We start from the raw sequence: 23,739 nt of genomic DNA on the forward strand, positions 1-23,739 counted from the left end.
ATAGTTTTGGGATTATTGCTAAGAGGAAGGCATGAATATCCAACAACTCGGTCCCTCCTTGCGTGTGGCCATGGCCACGGCGGCGCTTGCAAGCCTTGCCGCGTGCGCCAGCGCACAGCAGCCGCAGAGCGAGCCGCAGCCCCCCGTGGTGAAGCAGGTGGAGTCCGACAAGAATGCCGCCTCGGCTCCGGTGACGCCGCCGGCATCGCCTTCGCCGGCGCGTCCGGCCGCGGCCGACCAGCCCGCCGCGCCGACCACCGTGGCCGAACTGCAGGGCCTGATCCAGAATCGCCAGGTCGCCGAGCTGCGCACCACCTACAACGGCAGCTACGGCGCCAGCCTGTTGTTCAAGGGCGACGACATGCAGTATTACGTTGCGTTGTTCCAACAGCGCGACTTCTGGCGCGTGGTGAAGACGGTCTCGCAATCGCAGGCCGAATCCACCTATCGCGCGTTCGTCGAACAGGCCGCCGAGCTGGCCGCCATCGACCTGCAGCGCATCCGCCTGCAGGCCGAAAACACCAACGCCGAGAAGCAGCTGGCCGCCCGCAGCCGCCAGCTGAGCGTGCTGCAGGCCGACCAGGCGTTGCGCCAGCAGCAGGAACAGATGGTCGCCGACCGCCAGGCGCAGCTGCGCCAGGAACGCGATGCGCTGGCGGAGCAACGCCAGGATGCGCGCGCCCAGCTGCGCGCGCTGCAGCGCCAGATCGACGAGCTGCAGGCTGAACAGGAAAGCGTGGGCAAGAAGGCGCCCGCCCGCCGCGGCAACTGATCCGGTCCGCCGCGGCCGCACGGGGCGCCTTCGGGCGCCCCTGTCGTTTCCGGCGCGGCAGTGTCGCGCCGGCCGCCGATCTTGTATTCTTGCCGATCGGCTTCATATACCTGCCATGGCTCTGAAAGTTTTCGATCTGCAATGCGACCACGGCCACGTCTTCGAGGGCTGGTTCGGTTCGCACGACGACTACGACACGCAACGGTCGCGTGGCTTGGTCGCGTGCCCGATGTGCGACTCGAAAGAGATCGTCAAGCGGCTGTCCGCCCCGCACCTGAATGTGGCGCACCTGCACCAGCCGCCCGCCGCGGCCCCGTCCCCGTCCCCGCAGGGACGCTCGCAGGGCGGCGGCGCGCCCATGTCGGCGTTGCAGGCCCAGATCATGCGCCAGGTGCGCGAGCTGATCCGCAATACCGAGAACGTCGGTCCGCGCTTTGCCGAGGAAGCCCGTCGCATCCACGAAGGCGAGGCCGACGAACGACCCATCCGCGGCGTGGCCACGCCCGAAGAGCGCGCGGCGCTGGCGGAAGACGGCATCGACGTGATGGCCGTGCCGGCGTTCCTGGACGACGAGCGGCTGCAGTAGCGCCGCTGCGCCAAGAGCGCCCCCCAATGCAAAAGCCCTGGATCGCTCCAGGGCTTTTTGCTTGATACCGAGGGGGCTGCTGCGCAGGCCCGCCGTGGCGGGCCCGAGGGCAGGGCGTCAGTTGACGCGGCTGCGGTATTCGTTGGTACGCGTGTCGATTTCGATCTTGTCGCCGATGGCGCAGAACAGCGGCACGTTCAGTTCGTAGCCGGTGTTGATCTTGGCGGGCTTGAGCACCTTGCCCGAGGTGTCGCCGCGCACGGCCGGCTCGGTGTAGGTGATTTCGCGGACCAGGATGGTGGGCAGCTCGACCGAGATGGCGCGGCCGTCGTAGAACACCACTTCGACGGGCATGGCTTCTTCGAGGTAGTTCAGGGCGTCGCCCATGCTGTCGGCTTCGATCTCGTACTGGTTGTACTCTTCGTCCATGAAGACGTACATGGGATCGCCGAAGTAGGAGTACGTGCACTCCTTGCGCTCGAGCAGCACGACTTCGAACTTTTCGTCGGCCTTGTAGACCGATTCGCTGTTCGAGCCGTTCAGCAGGTTCTTGAACTTCAGTTTGACCACGGCCGCGTTGCGGCCCGACTTGTTGTATTCGGCCTTCTGGACCACCAGCGGGTCCTTGCCCACCATGACCACGTTGCCGACCCGCAATTCCTGAGCGGTTTTCATCTATTAAAACTCCGGGGGAAAATGCGCACTCACCGTGCTTGCGCGGGTTCAGGCTGGCGGCCGCTGCCGCGGGCGGTTTGCAAGAAGCTTGCAAAGGCCAGCGGCGGGGTCCTGCTGAAGTGTCCGCGCCCCGGGAGGCTGTGAAATTTTGAGCCAGACCCCCGCCGGACGATCCGCCGGGAAAAGCTGCTCGGAAAAACCAGCCATTCTAGCGCGTATTGGCCAATTCCGCGCAGAAATCGGCGAGGTTGTCGGCCAGATCGGGGCGGGCGGCCAGATCCGCGTCCCACTGCCGGGCGGTCTGCTGCCAGGCATTCCACGCCGGCGGCGCCAGCGCGCGGGCCAGCGCCTGGGGGACGGCGGCGGAATCGGCGTTCCAGGCGCGCACCAGCGCCTGGGCGGCCTCCGGGCCCGCGTAGCGCGCTTGCCACGCCGCCAGCTTCTCCAGGTGGACGTCCTCGTCCTGGGGGTAGATCTGCCATACCAGGGGGCGGGCGGCCCAGGCCGCCCGCACGAAGGAATCCTCGCCGCGCACGAAGTTGATGTCGGCGCACCACAGCAGCCTGTCGAAATCGTGCTGGATGACGAAGGGAACGCGCGCCATGCGCAGCCGGCCGCCCGGCGACACGGCGGCTTCCAGGCCGGGCGCGACGCCCTGCGGCACCAGCAGCAGCGTATGCGCGGCATCGGCGGACAGCGCTGCGGCCAGCTCGGCCCAGGGGGCGTGCGGATAACAGAACAGGGTGGCCAGGCGCGCGCCGCCGGCAAGCGGGGCCACGTCGTCCTGGCCCAGGCCTAGCGTGCGCAGGAAGTCTTGCCGGCCGCCCACCGAGGCCTGCAGCGCGTCGCGTTCGGCCGACAGGCCCGGCTCGCGCAGCAGGCCGCCCGTGGCGGGCGTGAAGCCGGGAAAGAAGAAATACTTGACCAGGCCATCCGGACGCCGCGAGGGCAGGCCGTGGCAGCTCTCGATCCAGGGTTCGGCGCTGAGGTATTCCAGGTTGATCCAGATCGGCCGCGTGCGCTGCATGGCAGCGACGTAGTCCGCCGGAGGATCGCAGGCGAAGGCCTCGATCACGACCTCTGCGGGGTTCAGCAGCGCCGGGTCGGGCTGCGGCGTCCAGTGCACGACATCGATGCCGGCGACCTCCTGGCGGGCCAGTCCGGGCCGCACGTCGGGCTGGATACGAGAGAACGCGTCCAGGTCATCGACCCACAGGCGCATCGGCCAGCCGCGGCCATGCGCCAGGCGCCGCGCCAGCCGCCAGCACACGCCGATGTCGCCATAGTTGTCGACGACGCGGCAGAACAGGTCCGTGCGCAAGGGGCACCTTTCCCGTCAGTGGAAGCGCGAGGGCGCCGCCTCGGCGTCCTCGGGCAGTTCCGCGTGCACCAGCTCGCCCAGCGGATTGGGGAATTGCGGCGCGCCGCAGTCCTCGCAGTAGTCGGGCGGCAGCACGCCGGGGATGCGGCGCACGTCGCCCACGCCGTATTCCTTGAGCAGCGCGGCGATCTCGTCGACCGCGTCGGGCTGGCCCTCGTCGGCGGGCACGTCTTCCTCGCGGCCGTACAGCGGCCACACGCAGCCGTAGTACACGTCGTTGCTGTTGCGCGGCGTGAAGCCGATACGGTATTCGTCGACCTGGCCTTCGCCGCAGCCGGCCACCACGGCGCGCAGCTGGGCGGGGGGCAGGCTGACCGCGCTTTCCAGCCAGCTGACGGCGGCGCGCAGCGACATGGGGCGCACGCGGCGGTCGGCGTCGCGGTTGCTGACGTAGTACGCATCGGGCAACAGGCATTCGATGCCGCAGCCCGGCAGCAGCGCGGCCAGTGTGGGCTGGGCCTGCGCGATCCATTGCTCGAGGCAGGCGTCGCGGCTGGCGGCGGCGTCCTCGGGATGCTCCTGCCAGCGGAAGATCGGGGCGCGTTCGGGCACCGCCACGGCGGCGACCACGTAACGCGTGTCGGCCAGCATGTTGGCCGTCTCGACGTCGGTGTTGAGCACCGGCCAGCTGGTCTCGGCGCCCAGGGCGCGCGCGGACAGGCGCTGCATCCATTGCCAGGTTTCGGCGAAGGTGCGCGGCATCTGGTCGATGCTGACCAACTGCGGCAGCAGCGCCACGCGCGCCTGGCTGGCCAGGACGTGGCCGTGCAGCTGCGCCAGCAGGGCCTGCTGGGCGGATGGCGGGATCGGTCCGGTGGGGATGGTGTAGCGCGTCCAGGCGGCCACGGGGGCCACGACCAGCAGCACGTCGTAGCGCACACCGTTCTTCTCCACCTGCATGGACTCGGACAGGGTCTCGGCCTGTTCGATCAGCACCTCGTAGGCGCCGGTGTCGGTGCGCGACAGGTGGTCCAGCGCGGATTCCAGCGGCCCGTCCTGTCCCTGGCGCAGCAGCTTGGGGATGGCCTCGCCCAGCAGCGCCTGCCAGTACACGTCTTCCACGTGGCTGCCGGAGCGGTTAAGCGCCTGCGACAGGGCCGCCAGGCGCGTGGCGTCGCGGCTCATGCGGGGCGTGGAGGTTCGACTGCGGGCTCGGGCCATGAATTCTTTGGTGGGTATGGGGGAACCTCCTAGTTTACCTCCGCCGGTCGGGCGGCCTGTCGCATTGATCCGTCCATGGCAACAGTGCGTGCCGCCAGCGCCCATTTATCGCTGGGCGCCGCGGCGGCATCATGTCCGCAGCCCCGAATGCGTACACAGAGGTTTCCCATGCGTCAGCCCGTCCTGTTCATCTCCCACGGCTCTCCGATGATGGCGGTCGAACCCGGCCGCACCGGCGCCGTGCTGGCCGCCTGGGCGCAAGCCCAGCCGCGGCGGCCCGCCGGCATCGTGGTGGTGTCGCCGCACTGGATGGGCCATGGCCTGGCGGTGTCCACGCGCGATCGCCAGGTGGCGTGGCACGACTTTGGCGGCTTTCCGCCCGAGCTCTACCGCCTGCAATACGCGGCGCCGGGCTCGCCGCAATTGGCCGCGCGCGTGCAGCAGGTACTGGCGGACGCCGGCATGCCGGCCGGCAACGATCCGCGCCGGCCGCTGGATCATGGCGCCTGGGTGCCGCTGCGCTACCTGTATCCCGACGCCGACGTGCCGGTGGTGCAGCTGGCGCTGGACGTGGACCGCGACGCGCGCGGCCAATATGAACTGGGCCGCGCGCTGGCGCCGCTGCGGGACGAGGGCATCCTGCTGATCGGCTCGGGCTCGCTCACGCACAACCTGCGCGACGTGCGCATGCCGCACGGCGCGCCGGCCGTCGACTACGTGCCGCCGTTCCAGGCGTGGTACGCCCAGCGCGTGGCCGCCGGCGACATCGACGCCCTGCTGGACTGGCAGGCATCGGCGCCCGGCGCGGCGCGGGCGCATCCCCACGACGATCACCTGATGCCGTTCTACGTGGCGCTGGGCGCGGGCGGGACGGTACGCACCCGGCTGGTGGACGAAGTCGCGTACGGCGCGCTGGCCATGGATGCCTACGCGTTCAGCGACTGAGCAGCGGTCTCGTCATACGACCGAGGCACGCGCTTTCGTGCCCGGCGGCCACTCGGGCCGAGCCATCCGTCGCCCCTCCGGGGCGCCGCCGGTCGGCCCGGACCCGGCGCGTGACGCCATGGCCCCTGAGCAGGCGCCGCGCGTCTCAGGGGCATTGCCATGGAACGCCAGACCACGAAGGCGGACGCCGCTAGCGTTCGCCTTTTCTCCAATTGACTTCCGGTTTGGGCTCCCTCACAATCGATTCATAAGACGTCGTACAACATGAATGGAATGTGAAAGCATTCGCCCACCAGGAAAGGAGACACTTTCATGCCTATCGCCCGCCGGGAATTTCTGGCCGTCATGGGGGCGGCCGCGCTCACCTCGGCCGCGCGTCCCATCCTCGCCGCCCAGGACTGGCCCAATCGCAACGTTCGCCTGATCGTGCCGTATCCGGCAGGCGGGTCGTCCGACATCATCGCGCGCGCCATCAGCCAGCCGCTGTCGGCCGCATTGGGCCAGACGGTGGTGGTGGACAACCGCCCTGGCGCCAACGGCAACCTCGGCGCCGGCCTGGTGGCCCAGTCAGGCGAGGAAGGTCACACGCTGCTGATCTGCGACGTCGGCGCGCTGGCCATCAGCCCCTCGGTGTATACCAAGCTGAACTTCGATCCCTCCAAGGACCTGCGCGGCGTCAGCATGCTGGCGTACTCGCCGCACGTGATCGCCGTGCACCCGTCGGTCAAGGTCAACACGCTGCAGGAACTGATCGAGCTGACCAAGCGCGAACGCCTGAACTTCGCCGTGCCCGCCGTGGGCAGCGCACCCCACCTGGCCGGCGTGGCGGTGGGCCAGGCCACCGGCGCGAAATGGGAATACGTGCCCTACAAGGGCGGCGCGCAGGCCATCACCGACGTGGTGGGCGGGCAGGTCCAGATCATCATGAATGGCCTGCTGGCCACGCTGCCGCACGTGCAGAGCGGCAAGCTCAAGGCCATCGCGATCTCCAAGCGCGAGCGCATGTCGATCCTGCCCGACATCGCCACCATCGCGGAACAGGGCGTGCCCGGCTTCGAGTCGGGCACGTGGCAGGGCATCCTGGCGCCGCGCAGCATGCCCGACGCAGTGGCCAACCGCGTGGGCGCCGAGCTGGCCAAGATCATCAACCAGCCCGACATCAAGCAGAAGCTGGGCGAGCAGGGCGCCGAAGTGGTGGTGATGAATCCGGCCGACCTGGACGCGTTCTTCAACAAGGAGCGCGCGCGCTGGGCCGAAGTGGTGGCCAAGGCCGACATCAAGCTGGACTGATACCGGCCGCGCGGGCGACGCAGCGCGGCCAAGCGCGCCTGGCCTGCGGGCGTTGCCCGGGCATGAAAAAGCCGATCCACGAGTGATCGGCTTTTTTGCGTCGGCGGCGCCGCGGCACCTGGGGTGCCGCCGGGCGCCGGGGGCGCGGCGCGTGCGGCGATGCTTTGCGGACCGGGGCAGGCAGGCCCGCCCCGGGGCCGCGTTCAGGCCGCCAGCAACTGGCGCAGCACGAAGGGCAGGATGCCGCCGTGCTTGTAGTAGTCCACCTCGATGGGCGTGTCGATGCGCAGCATGACGGTGACGTCCTGCTTGCTGCCGTCTTCGCGGTGGATCGTCAGCGTGACGTCCTGCATCGGCCTGATGTCGCCTTCCAGCCCGGAAATGTCGTACGTTTCGCGGCCGGTGATGCCCAGGCTCTCGACGCTGTCGTCGCCCTTGAACTGCAGGGGCAGCACGCCCATGCCCACCAGGTTGCTGCGGTGGATGCGTTCGAAGCTGCGCGTGATGACGGCCTTGACGCCCAGCAACTGGGTGCCCTTGGCCGCCCAGTCGCGCGACGAGCCGGTGCCGTACTCTTCGCCGCCGAACACCACGGTGGGCGTGTCCTGGGCCACGTACTGCATGGCCGCGTCGTAGATGGACATCTGTTCGCCCGAGGGCTGGAACAGGGTCTCGCCGCCTTCGAAGCGGCTGCCATCGGCCTTGGCCGGGATCATCAGGTTCTTGATGCGCACGTTGGCGAACGTGCCGCGCATCATGATCTCGTGGTTGCCGCGCCGCGAGCCGTAGCTGTTGAAGTCGGCCTTCATCACGCCGTGCTCCTTCAGCCACTTGCCCGCGGGCGAGGTTTCCTTGATGGAGCCGGCCGGCGAGATGTGGTCGGTGGTGACCGAGTCGCCGAAGATGCCCAGCGCGCGGGCGCCCTTGACGCTGGGCATCGCGCCCGGCGTCATGCCGAAGCCTTCGAAGAAGGGCGGTTCGGCGATGTAGGTGGACTCGGGCCAGTCGTAGGTTTCGCCCGTGACGCCCTTGATGTTCTCCCACAGCTTGCCGGGGTTGCTCTTGACCTGGCCGTAGTTCTGCTGGAAGGCCTCGGGGTTCAGGGCGTACTTGACCAGCTCGTTGATCTCGTCGGTCGAGGGCCAGATGTCACCCAGCCACACGTCGCCGTTCTTGCCCTGGCCCACGGGCTCGGTCATCAGGTCGCGCGTGACGGTGCCGGCCAGCGCGTAGGCCACCACCAGCGGGGGCGAGGCCAGGAAGTTGGCCTTGATGTTCGGGTGAATGCGGGCCTCGAAGTTGCGGTTGCCCGACAGCACGGCCGCGCACACCAGGTCGTTGCCCAGGATGGCTTCGTTCAGGTCGGGCGCCAGGTCGCCGGCGTTGCCGATGCAGGTGGTGCAGCCGTAGGCGGCCACGTCGAAGCCCAGCTTTTCCAGGTAGGGCAGCAGGCCCGTCTTGGTCAGGTACTCGGTGACCACGCGCGATCCGGGGGCCAGCGAGGTCTTGATGTGCTTGGGCACCTTCAGGCCGGCTTCGACGGCCTTCTTGGCCAGCAGGCCCGCCGCCAGCAGCACGCTGGGATTGGACGTGTTGGTGCACGAGGTGATGGCGGCGATGAGGATGTCGCCGTTCTTGATCTTCGTGCCCGCGCTGGTGGTGAACGTTTCCTTCAGCTTGTCGGCCGGCTGGTTGAAGCCGTTCTCGGAGACCGGCTTGGAGTACAGGTCGATGAAGGTGTTCTTGACGTTGCCGATCTCGATGCGGTCCTGCGGACGCTTCGGGCCGGCCAGCGACGGCGCGACGGTGGACAGGTCCAGCGTCAGCAGCTTGGTGTAGTCGATGTCGCGCGCGGCGGGCACGCCGTACATCTTCTGCGCCTTGAAGTAGGCGGCGAAGGCGTCGATCTCTTCCTGGGTGCGGCCCGTGCCCTCGAAGTAGTCGATGGTGCGGTCGTCGACCGGGAAGAAGCCCATGGTGGCGCCGTACTCGGGCGCCATGTTGCCGATGGTGGCGCGGTCGGTCACGCTGAGGCTGGCGGTGCCTTCGCCGCAGAACTCGACGAACTTGCCCACGACCTTCTCGCGGCGCAGCATCTCGGTGATGGTCAGCACCAGGTCGGTGGCAGTGACGCCGCCGCGCAGCTGGCCCTTCAGTTCGACGCCGACCACGTCGGGCGTCAGGAAGTACACGGGCTGGCCCAGCATGCCGGCTTCGGCCTCGATGCCGCCCACGCCCCAGCCGACCACGCCGATGCCGTTGATCATGGTGGTGTGGCTGTCGGTGCCCACCAGCGAATCGGGGTAGTACACGCCGTTCTTTTCATGCACGCCGCGTGCCAGGTACTCGAGGTTGACCTGGTGGACGATGCCGAAGCCCGGGGGCACCACGCCGAACGTGTCGAACGCCTGCATGCCCCACTTCATGAACTGGTAGCGCTCCTTGTTGCGCTGGAATTCCAGTTTCATGTTCAGGTCCAGCGCGTCCTTCGTGCCGAAGTGGTCGATCATGACCGAGTGGTCGACCACCAGGTCGACCGGCACCAGCGGCTCGATGCTCTTGGGATCCTTGCCCATCTGCGTGGCCACCGACCGCATGGCGGCGATGTCGGCCAGCAACGGCACGCCCGTGAAGTCCTGCAGCACCACGCGCGCCACCACGAAGGGGATCTCGTCCTCGCGGCGGGCATTCGGCTGCCAGCCGGCCAGCTGGCGGATGTGCTCTTCGGTGACCTTCTGGCCATCGCAGTTGCGCAGCACGGATTCCAGCACGATGCGGATGGACACCGGCAGCCGCTGCACGTCGATGCCCAGGGCTTTGCCCAGGGCCGGCAGCGAATAGTACTGACAGGTTTTCTTGCCTAGCTTGAAAGTCTTGAGCGTGTCGAGCGTGTTGTGCGGCATGTTGAACTCCCTGGGTTTGGACCGCGTGAAATCGCCATTTTCTGGCGTTTCGGCGTGCTTGTCATTGTATGTGAGACAAGCCTTCGTGGGTGTCTACGTCTTATATCTTATATAAGACATAAAACAGGTGTCAAAGTTCCGTGCGCCTAGTCCGGCAAGCCGTCCAGCACCTTGTTCAGGTAGCTATCAGGAGGCAGGCGGATGCCGAAATCCCGGACCAGCACGTCGCGTATTTCGGCGGCGTCGGCCAGCCGGCGCCGCTGCGCCGTGCCGTCCGGGGCATAGCGGGTGTAGTCGCGGTTGCGCAAGGCCAGGCGCAGGCCCGGGACGGCGCGGGCGGCCATCAGGTCGCGTATGAACATGGAGTCGGGATACGTGGAGACGAAGTGGCTGGCGACCAGGTAGTCCGGCAGCGTCTGCGCCTGCTGGTCGTAGCGGTACAGCGTGCGCCACTCGTCGCCGACCCGCGCCTGCATGCGCCAGCTGCCTTCGTTGCCGGGCACCAGGCGGAAGTCGCCGTGCGGCGTGGACTGCGCGCCGGGCTCCTGGCGCAGCACGCCGGTCAGCGTCATGGCGCCGAAGCCCACGTCCACGATGTGCGGCTGGCCGTCGATCTTCGCCTGCAGCAGCATGTGGGTGCGCGGGGTGACGGCGTCCTCGGGATGCGCCCATAGCACGGCGGCGGCCAGGTCCGTCACGGCGAAGCCCAGCTCGCGCAGCGCGGCGCCGAACAGCAGGTTGTGCTCGTAGCAATAGCCGCCGCGCTGTTCGTCCACCAGCTTGCGGTGCAGGTCGGACAGTTCCAGCCTGACGGGCCGGCGCAGCAGCGGATCGAGATTCTCGAAGGGGATGGCGCGCACGTGGTGCAGCACCAGGCTGGCGACCCCGTCCAGCGTGGCCGCGGGCCAGGCCGTCAGGCCGATGCGTTGCAGATAGTTGTCCCACAGGGTGGCGTCGGACATGGCACCTCCGGATGCCTGCTGGCGATCCTTCCATCGTAACGCCGTGGCGATGACGATGCGGGGACGGGGCTGGGTCTAGAAGATGCCCAGCCAGCCGCCGCGGTTCAGCTCGCTTTCGCAGCTCTTGTATTGCGCGCCGAAGCGATCGGCGCGCTCCTGCACCTGCGCCGCCACGCGCTTGAGCCAGGCCTTGGCCTCGTAGCTGCGGTTGCGGTAACCGGTCCAGCCTTCGTGGTAGTTCAGGTATTGCCGGTAGGCGTCCCATTTCGAGACGCCGTTGAGCTTCTGGGTCTTGGCGATGTACCAGCCCATGAAGTCCATGGCGTCGTCGAAATCGCTGCGGCTGGAGGTCCAGCCGCCGGCCTCGCGTTGGTAATCGGCCCAGGTCTCGTCCTTGGCCTGCGCGTAGCCGTATGCCGAGCTCACACGGCCCCAGGGAATGAAGCCGAGGAAGTAGTAGCGCGGCGGCACGGCGTCGTGGCGGAAGCTCGACTCCTGGTACATCATCGCGATGGGCACCTGGGGCGGCACGCCCCATTTGCTCTGCACGTGCAGGGCCGCGTCGTGCCAGTCGGGCTTCTCGCGGAAGATCGCGCAGAGGTTCTCCGGATTCGAGGGAGGCACCGTGGCGCAGCCGGCAAGCAGCAGCAACGGCGCCATGGGCAGCAGTCCTCGCATCGGCGGGCGGGTCCTAGGCGTTTGGCGTTATCGGGAAGGCTCGATTTTAAGCATCCCGCGCCGATTATGATGAAATGTGACAGGGCGCATTGCCCATCTTTCCGCTGCTTCCTGATCCTCCGCCCATGAAAGGCTCCCGCAATTCCCTGACCTCGCTGCGCATCTTCCTCGAAGCCGCGCGCACGCTGAATTTCAGCCGCGCCGCCGAGAACCTGCACCTGACGCAAAGCGCGGTCAGCAAGCACGTCGGCGCGCTGGAGGACAGGCTGGGCTGCCCGCTGTTCAAGCGCCTGCCGGTGGGCCTGCGCCTGACCCACGCGGGCGCGCTCTATCTCGAGCGCGTGGCGGCGGGCATGCGGCTGATCGACGAGGCCGAGGCCATGGTCGCGCATCCCGGCTCGCGGGTGGCGCTGAACCTGGCGGTCTCGCCGTCGTTCGCGCAGTTCTGCCTGATTCCCGGCCTGCGCGCGTTCTTCGACCTGCATCCCGAGGTCCGCGTCAACGTACGGCCGCGGCTGTTGTATGGGCGCGACCGCGCCGAGCGCTTCGACGCCGAGATCCAGCTGCATACCGGCCACGTGGCCGGCATGTCGGCGCAGTATCTGTGCGGCCGCGAGATGACGCTGGTCGCCGCGCCCTCGCTGCTGGCGCGCACGCCCATCCGCACGCTCGAAGACCTGGACCACGCGCCGCTGCTCAAGCGCGCGCAGCGCGGCTATGGCTGGGACGAATGGAAGGCCGACGTGGCGCCCCTGTGGTCGGGGCCGGCCGCTTCGGCTGCCGAGTACGAAGGGTTCTCCGTCCTGCTGCCCGCCGTGCTGGCCGGGCTGGGCGTGGCCATCGTGCCCCTGTGCATGGTGCTTGAGCCGCTGCGCGCCGGCGCGCTGCTGCGGCCGCTGGGCGAGATCGTGGAGGGCCGCTATGGCTATTTCCTGCTGCAGCCGCGCCCGAACGTCGGCGGGCCGTACGCCGAGGCCCTGTGCGCCTGGGTGTCCGAGCAGGCGGAGGCCCTGAATGCGCGGGTGAAAACGCTACGCTAGGAAAACCCGCGGTATTCCAGTCTGGAATGGCGCATGCGGATACGTCGTTTGTGGTGTGGGACGCCGCGCCACAGAATGGGGCATTACCGTCACTTTGCCCTGATACCGACAATGTTCAAGTGGAAAAAACAGCTGGCCGCCCTGGCCCTTCCGTGCCTGGCCACCCTGGCATCGACCCCGGCCGCGGCCGCGTATCCTGACAAGCCGATCCGCCTGGTGGTGCCGTATTCGGCCGGCGGCAGCTCGGACGTGCTGGCCCGTGCCATCAGCGACCAGCTCGGCGCCGAGCTGGGCCAGTCGGTGGTGGTCGAGAACCGCGCCGGCGCCGGCTCGATGATCGGCACCGCCTTCGTGGGCGACTCGGCCGCCGACGGCTACACCCTGCTGCTGGCGGACGTGCCGTTCACCATCGTGCCGGCCTTGTACAAGGACCGCGTCAAGTACGACGCCCGCAAGGACTTCGCGCCGGTCACGCTGCTGGGCCTCTCGCCCATGTACCTGTTCGTCAGGCCCGGCTTCGAGAAGCCCTCGGTCGCGGGCGTGATCGAGGCCGCGAAGGCGCGTCCCGGTCTGGTGTCGATCGGCTCGGGCGGCAACGGTTCGTTCACGCACCTGATGGCCGAGCTGCTGATGATCAAGGCCGGCATCAAGCTGACGCACATCCCCTACAAGGGCGCGTCGGCGTCGGTGAACGACCTGGCCGGCGGCCAGATCGACACCAGCTTCACCACCATGCCCAGCGCCGCGGCCCTGTACCAGGCCGGCCGCATCAAGCCGGTTGCCGTGTCCTCGCCGCAGCGTCAGCCCGATACGCCCGACCTGCCGACGTTCCGCGAGAGCGGCCTGCCCGACCTGACCGTCGAGAGCTGGTGGGGGCTGATGGCGCCGGCGGGCACGCCCAAGGACGTGGTGCAGCGCCTGGATGCCGCGATGAAGAAGGTCATGCAGTCCGAGCCCGTGAAACAGCGCCTGTCCAGCGTCGGCGTGAGCCTGCCGCCGGATACCTCGGCCGCCGCCTTGCAGAAGCTGCTGGACGTCGACTTCGCCCGCTGGCAGGACGTCGTGACGCAGGCCGGCATCAAGCTGGACTGACACGGATTCAGGAGACAGACTCATGATGGATTGGTTGCAAGCCGCGTCGGCCGACGCGGCGTTGATGGACGATTTCCGCGCGATCTGCGGCTTCGGCGGCCGCATGTCGGGCTCGGGCCAGGACGACGCGGCGATGGACTGGGCCGAGCAGCGGCTGCGCGCGGTCGGGCCGGACGTGCGCCGGCTGGCCGTGCCTTATGACGGCTGGCGCTGCGAACGCGCCGAGCTGGCCTTGCTGGGCCCCCAGGGCGAGACGCTGCTGGCCTGCCGGCCGCTGCTGCGTTCGGCCTCGACCGCGCCGCAGGGCATCGAAGGCATGGTGCTGGACCTGGGCGGCGGCCGCGCGGAGGACTTCGCGCGGGCCGGCGAGGCCGTGCGCGGCCGCATCGTGCTGGTGCGCCACGAGTATCCTTTCTCCGGCGAGCATCTGCATCGCCGCCGCAAGTACGACATGGCGGTGGCCGCCGGCGCCATCGGTTTCCTGATCGCCAACACGCGCCCCGGCGCGGGCGTGCTGTCCGGATCGTCGGGCCGGCCGCGCGGCGGGGCGGGCATTCCCGCGGCCTACATCGATGCCGAGGGCGCGCAGGCCCTGGCCGCGGCGGGCGGCGCGCGGGTGCGCCTGCTGGTACACGGCCAGGACCTCGACGACGCCCGCGCCAGCGTGGGCGTGCTGGACCTGCCTGGCGGCCGCGAAGGCCGCGTGGTCATCAGTGCGCACATGGACGGCCACGACCTGGGCTGCAGCGCCCTGGACAACGCCACCGGCGTGGCGGTGGCGCTGGCCGCCGCGCGCCACCTCGCGCCGCGCCTGGGCCCGGATACGCTGGGACTGCGGGTGTGCTTCTTCTGCGCCGAAGAATGGGCGCTGACGGGCTCGGAGCGCTACCTGGCCGACATGCCAGCCCACGAGCGCCAGCAGCTGAAGGTGGACATCAACCTGGACACCGTGGCGGGCGATGCCGACCTGACGGCGTTGATCAGCGACTTCCCGGGCCTGCGGCCGCTGGTGCAACAGGCCGGCGAGGCGGCCGGCGTGGCGGTGGGCACCTGGCTGCCGCTGATGCCCAATTCCGACCACGCGAATTTCGCGCGGCACGGCATTCCGGCATTGCGGCTGGTGGCGGGATTCGGCAAGCCCGAGTCGCGCGTCAACAACATCCTGTCGGCCGGCGACCTGATGAGCGTGATCGAGGAAAGCGAGCTGCGCCGTGCATTGGCGGTGACGGCGGCGATGGCCGACGCGGCGCTGAAGATGGACGATGCGCGGTTGGCGCAGTTGGCCGAGAAAGGGGACTGAGGCATCGGGCCGGCCGCGAAGGCGGCCCGGGCACCAGTCCTGCCGCCGTTCAAGAGAATCCGCGCCGGCCGCGACGGCGGTGGGGCGCGGTTAGCGCCAGGCAAGGCGGCCGCCCGATGCGGCCGCGTGCCGTGTGCGGTTTTACGCCGACGGCGGAACGAAGCCCTGGGCCTCGACGGTGCCGTCCTCGAACAGGAAGCGCTCCATCTGCTGCTGCAGGTACTTGCGGGCGCGGGCGTCGGCCAGGTTCAGGCGGTTTTCGTTGACCAGGCGCGTCTGGATGCCCTTCCATTCTTCCCAGGCCTCTTTCGAGACCTCGCGCCAGATGCGCGTGCCCAGTTCGCCGGGGTAGGGCGGAAAATCCAGCCCTTCGGCTTCACGCTTGAGTTTCACACAGTTGACGGTACGAGCCATGGTCTGCTGCCGGTAAGGATTGCGAAGCCTCGATTCTAGCCGGCCCGGCATGAAGCGCCCGGGCGCGGCCCTGAAGGCGTCACAGTTTCTTGATGAACACCAGGCTGTTGCGCGAGCGGTTGTAGTGGTTCTGCTTGTCGCGCGGCAGGTCGGAGATGCCGCCCTGCACGAAGCCGCGCTTGATGAACCAGTGCGAGGTTCGGGTGGTCAGCACGAACAGGCGCTTCATGCCCAGGGCGCGGGCGCGCGCCTCCATGTGGCGCAGCAGGATCTCGCCTTCGCCCGAGCCCTGCCATTCGGGATGCACGATCAGGCAGGCCATCTCGGCCATCTGGTCTTCCGGGTATGGGTGGAGGGCCGCGCAGGCGTAGATGACGCCGTCGTGCTCCAGCACGGTGAACAGTTCGACGTCGCGCTCGATCACGCTGCGCGGGCGCGGCACCAGCGTGCCGTCGGCCTCCAGCGGCTCGATCAGGCTGAGGATGGCGCCGACGTCGTCGATGGTGGCCGGGCGCAGGTCGTCCAGCGTGTCTTCCACCACCATGGTGCCCACGCCGTCGTGGGTGAAGATCTCCAGCAGCACGCTGCCGTCCAGCGAGAACGGCACCAGGTGGGCGCGGGCCACGCCGCGCTTGACCGCCAGCGAGGCGTACTGCAGGTACAGGGTCGTGTCTTCGTCCAGGCCGCCGGCGGCCAGCAGCGCGTCGGCGTCCACGCGCGCCAGTTCGGTATCCACCGTGCCGTCGTCGTTGAGCACGCCGGCCGAGCTGGACAGGAAGATCAGCTTCTCGGCGCGCAGCGCCACGGCCACGCTGGTGGCCAGTTCTTCCATGGCCAGGTTGAACGCGTCGCCGGTGGGCGAGAAGCCAAGCGGAGAAAGCAGCACGACCGAGCCGCGCTCGATGGCGAACTTCAGCGCGTCCGCGTCGATCTTGCGCACCAGGCCGGTGTGCTGGTAGTCGACGCCGTCGACCACGCCGGTGGGACGGGCCGTGACGAAGTTGCCCGAGATGACGCGGATGTGCGAGCCCGACATGGGCGTGTTCGGCAGGCCCTGGCTGAAGGCGGCCTCGATGTCCAGGCGGATCTCGCCGGCGGCCTCCTTGGCGCATTCCAGCGCCGCCTTGTCGGTGGGCGCCACGCCGCGGCCGAACTGCTGCGTGAAACCCTTCAGGCGCAGCTGCTCGTTGACCTGCGGGCGCGAACCGTGCACCAGCACCAGGCGCACGCCCAGCGCGGACAGCAGCGACAGGTCCTGGATCAGGGTGTTCAGCGCGCCTTCCTGCACCAGCTCGCCGCCGAAGGCCACCACGAACGTCTTGCCTCGGAAGGCGTGCACGTAAGGCGCCACCTCGCGGAACCATCGGACGAACTGGGCGGCGGCGAATTCGGGGGCTTCGAGGGCGGAAACGGTGTCGGGTTCCTGGTCGGGCATGATGGTGGCGTGCAATTCCTGGGGGGTGAAGACGGGTGGGCCGGCGACGGGCCGGAAGCTCCCGCGACGGGTCGCGAAATTATAGGGCTCCCGCGAGGCGGCCGTACGCATGGAACTTTGGCCGCGTGCCTGTTCCTCATGCCTGCGAGGCCGCCTGTCGGGTGGGTGGCCCGATACCAGGAGCTCCTCATGACTTTCGCGCAGTTGCTTGCCGCCCTCGGCATGGAAACCAAGCTGGACCTGAACGCGGCGGTCCAGACCGGCGGCTGCACCATCCAGTTCGACCAGTCGCTGGAACTGACGCTGGAGTTCGAGGCGGACAGCGGCAACCTGCAGCTGTACGTCACCGCCGCGCAGGCGCCGCCTACCAATCGCGAGGCGTTCTTCGCGGCGCTGCTGCAGCTGCACCTGTTCGGCATGGCCACCGAGGGCGGCGTGTTCGGCTTCGATCCGCAACTGGACCGCGTGCTGTTCTTCAAGACCCTGTCGCTGCCTTCGCTGGACGAGGCCGCCGCGCTCGGGCAGGTCGAGGTCTTCGTGAACCAGGCCGAACGCTGGCGCGCGCGCCTGCTGGACATCGTGGCCCGCGTGACGCCGGCCGTGGGTCCCTCCGGCGGCAATCCGCTGGGCGGCAACCCGCTGGGCGGCATGCCCCTGGACCGCGCCTGAGGCGATAGGGAGATCGCCTCATGGCAACGGTAGGCTCCATCGCGGGCGTCGCCGCGAAGGCGCTCGCATTCGCGGCGCTGGAAAAATCCGACACCCTCAACCGCTTCGTCGGCTGGATCAGCGGCGGGCGCGTCAGCCGCGAAACCCTGGCGCAGAGCATCCTGCACAAGGCGGTCGACCTGGGCACCGAGTACGCGGTGGCCAACAAGGCGCTGGGCGAGCGCAGCGCGGTACTGCTGCCGCGCATCCGCGACGCCGTCATCGACAACGACATGCAGCGCATGAAGGCGGCGGTGGCCGACCTGGCGGGCGAGGGCCTGTCAAAGGTCATGGACAAGGATTCGGGCAACCTGGCCAGCCGCATGGCCAAGCAGGCCATCGACGGCGCGGTGCGGCAGATGTCGTCCGAACTGGCCGGCAGCCTGGTGGGCGACCACGCGGCCGAGAAGGTCGTGGCTACCCTGGTGAAGGAACACGGCTGGGCGCCGCTGGAAAACTACCTGCATCGCATGCTGGACGCCAAGCCGCTGGGCAATTTCCTGTGCGGACAGATCAAGGCCATCGTCCAGCGCGCCATCGTCGACAACCCCGCCTACGACATGCGCGCCAACGCGGAATACCGGCTGGCCGCGGGCCTGGCGGCACAGCATCTGACGGGACAGAAGGACTACGAGGCGCCGCTGCGCCAGTACGCGCCGCTGACCATGGCCGGCGTGGACGGCGCGCGCCAGGTGGCGGCGCTGGGCGGCCAGGCGGTGGAGATGGCCGGGCAGGCCCGGGACGCGGCCGTGGCGCTGGCGGGGCAGGCGCGCGACGCCGCCGTTGGCCTGGCCGTCCAGGCCCGCGATACGGCGGTGGACCTGGCGGGACAGGCCCGCGACATGGCGGTGGACGTGGCCACCGGCGTGGCCGAGACCGCGGTGGCCGTGCGCGACGAGGTGGTGCGCCAGGCGGGCGAAGTCACCGCCCAGGTCAGCGAGACCGTGCATCAGTTCGTGCACGAGGACGTGCCGCTGGGCATCGACATGCTGCAGCAGACGCTGGGCAGCGAGCCGCAGGCCCTGCTGGCCGACCAGGCCTACGCGCGGGCCCTGGCCGAGCCGCCGGTCGAGGCCGCCATCGATGCCGACACGACCCCGCGAGACCTGGCCGACGCGCTGCTGCGCGAACAGGTGGTGCAGGCGCATGCGCCGGACGGCCACGCGCCCGTGGCCAGTGTGGTCGAGCGCCTGGCGGACGCGGAACTGGCGCCCGAGCACCGAGCCGACCTGGAGCGCGTGCAGGACGAACTGTCGTCCGCGCAGCTGGCGCCGCTGGGCACGCGCGGCAACGTCGAGGTGGCGCACACCTGGAGCGGCGCGCTGGATCGCGTCCAGGCGCACAGCCATCACATCGAAAGCCTGCCCGAGGCGCAGGACGCCGAGGTGCGCGCCGCCTTGGGCCGCGTGCCGGCCGCGGGCACCGACCGCGGCGGCTATCGCGTGGGCGCGGGTTTCGCCGCGCACGCCAAGGAGATCGACCTGGACCTGCCCGGTGCCTCCATGGGCTACTCGGACGCCATGGTCGAGAGCGGCAAGGCGTTGTGGGGCGCCGGCCTCTCCATGATGGGCTGGGGCGGCGGACCGGACTGGACCGAATCCGCCATCCTGAAGCAGCTGTACAACACCTGCGGGCAGAAGCCCGACGTCATGGCCGAGGCCAGCCGCTACCTGGATCCCGCCTTGGCGCGCGATGCCGTGGCCATGCCTTCGCTGCGGGCATTCGGCGATCCCGACACGGGGCTGCTGACGGTCAACGGCGTGCGCGTACAGGTGAAGGACGCTGGCCAGCCGCAGGTCAGTTTCCAGGTGCGCGACGAGGGCGGTTTCGTGCGGGTCAGCATCGACGCCGAATGGCCGATCGCCGCGTACGGCCCGGAAGGCCACATGCGCGAGCCCCTGGGAGGAGGCGAGGCCACCGTGAAAGCGGCGGCGTCCATCCTGATCCACCCCGGCGTCGACGGCGCGCCGCCGCGCGTCGAGCATTACCCGCTGGGCGTGTCGACGTCGATCTCCAACATCGTGGCATTCGACCGGGCATCGGGCCAGACGGCCTGATCGGGGCGGAACGGCGGGCGGCGTTTCGGTTGCGCGCTGTCCCGGCTGCAGGTCCCCGGGCGAACCCTGCCCGGCGAACGTCGCCCGGCGAGCGTCGCCCGGCGAACTTCGCCCGGCGAACGTCGCCCGGCGAGAACCCGCTCCCTCGGCCTGGTCCCGCCGAAAATTTATAATGGGTGGTTCAACGGATGAATCGCTCACATGTCAGAAGTCTCCCGCGCGCCCGAAGGACCCCAGGAAGGTCCCCGCAGCGACGCTCCCCGTGACGGCAGCCGGGGCCCGGGCGGCCGCCCGCGCGGCAAGCGCCAGGGTCCGCGGCCGGAACGGGCCGACCCAGAACGGGCCGACCCAGAACGGGTCGACCCAGAACGGGCCGACCGCGCCGAAGGCCGGGAAAAGGCCGATCGCCCCGAACGGCCCATTCCCGCCGTCACCTATCCCGAAGACCTGCCCGTCAGCGCGCGGCGGCAGGAAATCGCGCGCGCCATCGCCGCGCACCAGGTGGTGATCGTCAGCGGCGAGACCGGCTCGGGCAAGACCACGCAGCTGCCCAAGATCTGCCTGGAGCTGGGCCGCGGCCGCCGCAAGATGATCGGCCACACCCAGCCGCGCCGCCTGGCCGCCACCTCGGTGGCCAAGCGCATCGCCGAAGAGCTGAACACGCCCATGGGCGAGGTGGTGGGCTACCAGGTGCGCTTCAACGACCGCACCGGTCCGAACGCGGCCATCAAGCTGATGACCGACGGCATCCTGCTGGCCGAATCGCAACGCGACCCGCTGCTGCGCCGCTACGACACCATCATCATCGACGAGGCGCACGAGCGCAGCCTGAACATCGACTTCCTGCTGGGCTACCTGAAGCAGCTGCTGCCGCGCCGGCCCGACCTGAAGATCATCATCACGTCGGCCACCATTGACGCCGACCGCTTCTCGCGCCATTTCGCGGAATCGCCCGAGCGTCCGGCTCCGGTGATCGAGGTCTCGGGCCGCCTGTACCCCGTGGAAGTGTGCTACCGCGCGGTGCAGCAGCCGCAGGGCGACGAGGACGCGCCCGCCGCCAGGCCGTCGCGCGGCGAGCCCTCGCGGCTGTCCGGCGACGAAGAGCGCGACCTGATCGACGCCATCGTCGACGCGGTCGACGAATGCGCGCGCCATGGCCCCGGCGACGTGCTGGTGTTCCTGCCGGGCGAACGCGAGATCCGCGAGTCGGCCGAGGCGCTGCGCAAGCATCATCCCGTCGGCACCGAGATCCTGCCGCTGTACGCGCGCCTGTCGCAGGCCGAACAGGAGCAGATCTTCCATCCGCGCGGCAATGCGCGCCGCGTGGTGCTGGCCACCAACGTGGCCGAGACCTCGCTGACCGTGCCCGGCATCCGCTACGTCGTCGACAGCGGCCTGGCGCGCATCAAGCGCTATTCGTGGCGCAACAAGGTCGAGCAGCTGCGCATCGAGCCGATCAGCCGCGCCTCGGCGAACCAGCGCGCCGGCCGTTGCGGCCGCGTCGGGCCGGGCGTGTGCATCCGCCTGTACGACGAGACCGACTTCAACGCGCGCGCGCCGTTCACCGATCCCGAGGTGCTGCGCTCCTCGTTGGCCTCGGTCATCCTGCGCATGAAGTCGCTGGGCCTGGACGAGATCGAGGATTTCCCGTTCGTCGAGGCCCCGCCGGGGCGCGCCGTGGCCGACGGCTATCACCTGCTGCAGGAGCTGGGCGCCATCGCGCCCAAGTCCATGGACGACGAGGGCGATGGCGCCAGCACGCGCACCGGCGCGGCCTACGAGCTGACGGCCACCGGCCGCGAGCTGGCCAAGCTGCCCGTCGATCCGCGCATCGGCCGCATGATCCTGGCCGCGCGCGAGCAGCAGTGCCTGACCGAGATGCTGATCATCGCGGCCGCGCTGTCGGTGCAGGATCCGCGCGACCGCCCCATGGCCGAGCGCGAGGCCTCCGAGGCCGCGCACGCCAAGTTCGCCGACGACAAGTCCGAATTCCTGTCCTTCCTGAAGCTGTGGCGCTGGTATGGCGAGCAGGTGCAGCACAAGCAGTCGCAGCGCAAGCTGGTGGGCCTCTTGCGCCAGAACTTCCTGTCGCCCATCCGCCTGCGCGAATGGCACGACGTGCACAGCCAGCTGGCCGCGCTGGTGGGCGAGCAGGGCTGGCGCCTGAACCAGGCCGACGCCACCTACGAGCAGCTGCACCACGCGCTGCTGGCGGGCCTCTTGGGCAACATCGGCTTCAAGGGCGAGGAGGGCGGCCAGTACCTGGGCGCGCGCGAGATCCGCTTCCACAGCCATCCCGGCTCGCGCCTGGCCAAGAAGGGCGGGCGCTGGATCATGGCGGCCGAACTGGTCGAGACCACGCGCCTGTACGCGCGCTGCGTGGCCAACATCGATCCCACCTGGCTGGAACGCGTGGGCGCGCACCTGCTGCGCCGCAACTGGTCCGACCCGCGCTGGGAGAAGAAGTCCGGCCAGGTGGTGGCCAACGAGCGCGCCACGCTGTACGGGCTCGTGGTGTATGCCGGCCGGCGCGTGCAGTACGGCCGCATCAACCCGCAGCACGCGCGCGAGATCTTCATCCGCGACGCGCTGGTGCCGGGCGAGATCGACACGAAGCTGCCGTTCGTGGCGCACAACCGCAAGCTGATCGCCGGCATCGAGAAGCTGGAGCACCAGACGCGCCGGCCGGACATCCTGGTCGACGACGAGCTGATCTACGCGTTCTACGACCGCCAGCTGCCCGACGGCATCTCGCAGACGGCCACGCTCGAGAAATGGGTGGCCGGCCTGGACAAGGCCGCCGCGTCGCTGCTCCTGACGCGCGAAGAGTTGATGCGCCACGAGGCCGCGGGTGTCACCACCGACGTCTTCCCCAAGAAGGTCGAGTGGCAGGGCGTGTCGATGCCGCTGGACTACCACTTCGAGCCGGGCTCGCCGCGCGACGGCGTGACGCTGTCCGTGCCGCTGTTCGCGCTGAATCAGCTCGATGCCCAGCGCTGCGAATGGCTGGTGCCCGGCATGCTGAAGGAGAAGGTGCACCTGCTGCTGAAGTCGCTGCCGCAGAAGCTGCGCCGCCACTGCGTGCCGCTGCCCGACTATGCCGCCGGCTTCTACGACCGCTGGTACGACAAGCTGGGCGATCCGCAGCAGGGCCTGGTCGACGCCGTCATCGCCGACATGTGGAAGCAGGTGCAGATCCGGCCCGTGCTGGCGGATTTCAAGCTGGAAACGCTGCCGGCCCACCTGTTCATGAACTTCCGCGTGGTGGACGAGCACGGCCGCATGCTGGCCGCCGGCCGCAACCTGGCGCAGCTGAAAGCCGAACTGGGCAAGCAGGCGCAGGCCACCTTCCAGCAACTGGCCGCGCGCGACACCGAGGTGGCGCAGGCCCTGGCGCACGAGAAGCTCACGTCCTGGACCTTCGGTCCGCTGCCCGAGCTGATGGAGATCCGGCGCGGCGGCCAGTCCGTCATCGGCTATCCGGCGCTGGTCGACCGCGGCACGCACTGCGACCTGGACGTCTTCGACGACCCCGAGGACGCGCGCCGGCAGCATCGCGCCGGCCTGTTGCGGCTGTTCCGCCTGGGGCTGCGCGAGCAGGTCAAGTTCCTGGAAAAGAACCTGACCGACCTCACCAAGATGAGCATGCTGTACATGACGCTGGGCACGCAGGACGAACTGCGCGACCAGATCATCGACTGCGCGCTGGCGCAGGCCTGCCTGGGCGATCCCTGGCCGGCCAACGCGCAGCAGTTCGAGGCGCGCCGCAACGACGGCAAGGGCCGGCTGGGCCTGCTGGCGCAGGAAGTGGCGCGCCTGGCGCATGCCATCCTGACCGAGTACGCCGCGCTGCAGCGCAAGCTGGCGCAGGCCAAGCCGCATGCGGCAGCCTACGCCGACCTGCAGCAGCAGATCGGGGCGCTCATGCCCAAGTGGTTCCTGCGCGATACGCCGTATGCGCAGCTGGCGCACTATCCGCGCTACCTGAAGGCGGCGGTGGGACGCATCGACAAGCTGCGCGCCGATCCCGCGCGCGACGCGAAACTGATGGCCGAGATGGCGCCGCTGCTGGTGCAGTACCAGCGCGCGCGCTCCGCCCTGAAGGGCACGGCGGACCCGCGGATGGACGAGTTCCGCTGGTTGCTGGAGGAACTGCGGGTGGCGCTGTACGCGCAGGAGCTGCGCACGCCGATGCCGGTGTCGGTGAAGCGGCTGACAAAGGCGTGGGAGGCTATGCAACGGTAAAGGGGGAGGACCCCCACGCCGCGCCTTCGGCTTGCTGCCCCCCGGGGGGCGCTTTTGCCTTGGGGCGGCCCGGTGGCAAAAGGGGCCCACACGCC

The 23,739-nt window shown here is 69.2% G+C and carries 18 protein-coding genes; 10 read left to right on the top strand and 8 right to left on the bottom strand.

Annotation, left to right across the window (positions count from 1 at the left end):
* Positions 1–31: 31 nt before the first annotated feature.
* The gene (locus FS845_RS18825; RefSeq protein ID WP_144638189.1) at positions 32–772 is read left to right on the top strand and encodes a DUF2968 domain-containing protein; all 741 of its coding nucleotides are present in this window, start codon (positions 32–34) and stop codon (positions 770–772) included.
* 115 nt (positions 773–887) lie between these two features.
* Positions 888–1,358, top strand: coding sequence for a DUF1178 family protein (locus FS845_RS18830; protein ID WP_144638191.1), 471 nt, complete (start codon positions 888–890; stop codon positions 1,356–1,358).
* A gap of 117 nt (positions 1,359–1,475) precedes the next feature.
* Here FS845_RS18830 and efp read toward each other — a convergent pair whose 3' ends face one another.
* The 3 genes from efp to FS845_RS18845 form a co-directional block, all read right to left on the bottom strand.
* Positions 1,476–2,033: an elongation factor P gene (efp, locus tag FS845_RS18835; protein WP_144638193.1), complete on the bottom strand. Its 558-nt coding sequence runs from the start codon at positions 2,031–2,033 to the stop codon at positions 1,476–1,478.
* A 208-nt stretch (positions 2,034–2,241) separates the two neighbouring features.
* A complete protein-coding gene (earP, locus tag FS845_RS18840) occupies positions 2,242–3,354 on the bottom strand; it encodes an elongation factor P maturation arginine rhamnosyltransferase EarP (protein ID WP_144638194.1) in 1,113 nt (370 codons plus the stop codon).
* A gap of 15 nt (positions 3,355–3,369) precedes the next feature.
* Complete coding sequence (locus FS845_RS18845) at positions 3,370–4,575, bottom strand: DUF2863 family protein (protein WP_144638196.1); 1,206 nt, start codon at positions 4,573–4,575, stop codon at positions 3,370–3,372.
* 168 nt (positions 4,576–4,743) lie between these two features.
* Here FS845_RS18845 and FS845_RS18850 point away from each other — a divergent pair, with 168 nt between their 5' ends.
* Positions 4,744–5,520, top strand: coding sequence for a DODA-type extradiol aromatic ring-opening family dioxygenase (locus tag FS845_RS18850; RefSeq protein WP_144638198.1), 777 nt, complete (start codon positions 4,744–4,746; stop codon positions 5,518–5,520).
* A gap of 312 nt (positions 5,521–5,832) precedes the next feature.
* Complete coding sequence (locus FS845_RS18855) at positions 5,833–6,810, top strand: Bug family tripartite tricarboxylate transporter substrate binding protein (RefSeq protein WP_144638200.1); 978 nt, start codon at positions 5,833–5,835, stop codon at positions 6,808–6,810.
* Between the two features lie 203 nt (positions 6,811–7,013).
* On the opposite strand, the gene acnA is transcribed toward FS845_RS18855, so the two are convergent.
* The 3 genes from acnA to FS845_RS18870 form a co-directional block, all read right to left on the bottom strand.
* On the bottom strand, positions 7,014–9,713 hold the full coding sequence (gene acnA, locus FS845_RS18860) for an aconitate hydratase AcnA (protein ID WP_144638201.1): 2,700 nt from the start codon (positions 9,711–9,713) through the stop codon (positions 7,014–7,016).
* Between the two features lie 146 nt (positions 9,714–9,859).
* Complete coding sequence (locus tag FS845_RS18865) at positions 9,860–10,675, bottom strand: arylamine N-acetyltransferase family protein (RefSeq protein ID WP_144638203.1); 816 nt, start codon at positions 10,673–10,675, stop codon at positions 9,860–9,862.
* Positions 10,676–10,750: 75 nt separating this feature from the next.
* Positions 10,751–11,353 (bottom strand): hypothetical protein, encoded by a 603-nt coding sequence (locus tag FS845_RS18870; RefSeq protein ID WP_144638205.1) that lies wholly within the window; start codon positions 11,351–11,353, stop codon positions 10,751–10,753.
* A 125-nt stretch (positions 11,354–11,478) separates the two neighbouring features.
* On the opposite strand from FS845_RS18870, the gene FS845_RS18875 reads away from it, so the two are divergent.
* The 3 genes from FS845_RS18875 (at position 11,479) to FS845_RS18885 (ending at position 14,785) form a co-directional block, all read left to right on the top strand.
* A complete protein-coding gene (locus FS845_RS18875) occupies positions 11,479–12,393 on the top strand; it encodes a LysR family transcriptional regulator (RefSeq protein ID WP_144638207.1) in 915 nt (304 codons plus the stop codon).
* Between the two features lie 111 nt (positions 12,394–12,504).
* Complete coding sequence (locus FS845_RS18880) at positions 12,505–13,485, top strand: Bug family tripartite tricarboxylate transporter substrate binding protein (protein WP_186332342.1); 981 nt, start codon at positions 12,505–12,507, stop codon at positions 13,483–13,485.
* A gap of 22 nt (positions 13,486–13,507) precedes the next feature.
* Positions 13,508–14,785 carry a M28 family peptidase gene (locus FS845_RS18885; protein WP_144638211.1) on the top strand — a complete coding sequence of 426 codons (1,278 nt, stop codon included), beginning with the start codon at positions 13,508–13,510 and terminating at the stop codon, positions 14,783–14,785.
* Positions 14,786–14,926: 141 nt separating this feature from the next.
* Here FS845_RS18885 and FS845_RS18890 read toward each other — a convergent pair whose 3' ends face one another.
* Entirely contained in the window at positions 14,927–15,199 is a 273-nt protein-coding gene (locus FS845_RS18890) for an oxidative damage protection protein (RefSeq protein WP_144638213.1), read from the bottom strand.
* 79 nt (positions 15,200–15,278) lie between these two features.
* Entirely contained in the window at positions 15,279–16,634 is a 1,356-nt protein-coding gene (gene argA, locus FS845_RS18895; RefSeq protein WP_144638215.1) for an amino-acid N-acetyltransferase, read from the bottom strand.
* A 189-nt stretch (positions 16,635–16,823) separates the two neighbouring features.
* On the opposite strand from argA, the gene FS845_RS18900 reads away from it, so the two are divergent.
* From FS845_RS18900 to hrpA, 3 genes are all read left to right on the top strand, one after another.
* Positions 16,824–17,303 (top strand): type III secretion system chaperone, encoded by a 480-nt coding sequence (locus FS845_RS18900; RefSeq protein ID WP_186332343.1) that lies wholly within the window; start codon positions 16,824–16,826, stop codon positions 17,301–17,303.
* A 20-nt stretch (positions 17,304–17,323) separates the two neighbouring features.
* The gene (locus FS845_RS26580) at positions 17,324–19,399 is read left to right on the top strand and encodes a hypothetical protein (protein WP_186332344.1); all 2,076 of its coding nucleotides are present in this window, start codon (positions 17,324–17,326) and stop codon (positions 19,397–19,399) included.
* 201 nt (positions 19,400–19,600) lie between these two features.
* Positions 19,601–23,644, top strand: a complete 4,044-nt coding sequence (hrpA, locus tag FS845_RS18910; RefSeq protein ID WP_144638220.1) for an ATP-dependent RNA helicase HrpA — start codon at positions 19,601–19,603, stop codon at positions 23,642–23,644.
* Positions 23,645–23,739 lie beyond the last annotated feature (95 nt).

This window comes from Bordetella genomosp. 13 (assembly GCF_007679965.1).
Lineage (GTDB): Bacteria > Pseudomonadota > Gammaproteobacteria > Burkholderiales > Burkholderiaceae_B > Bordetella.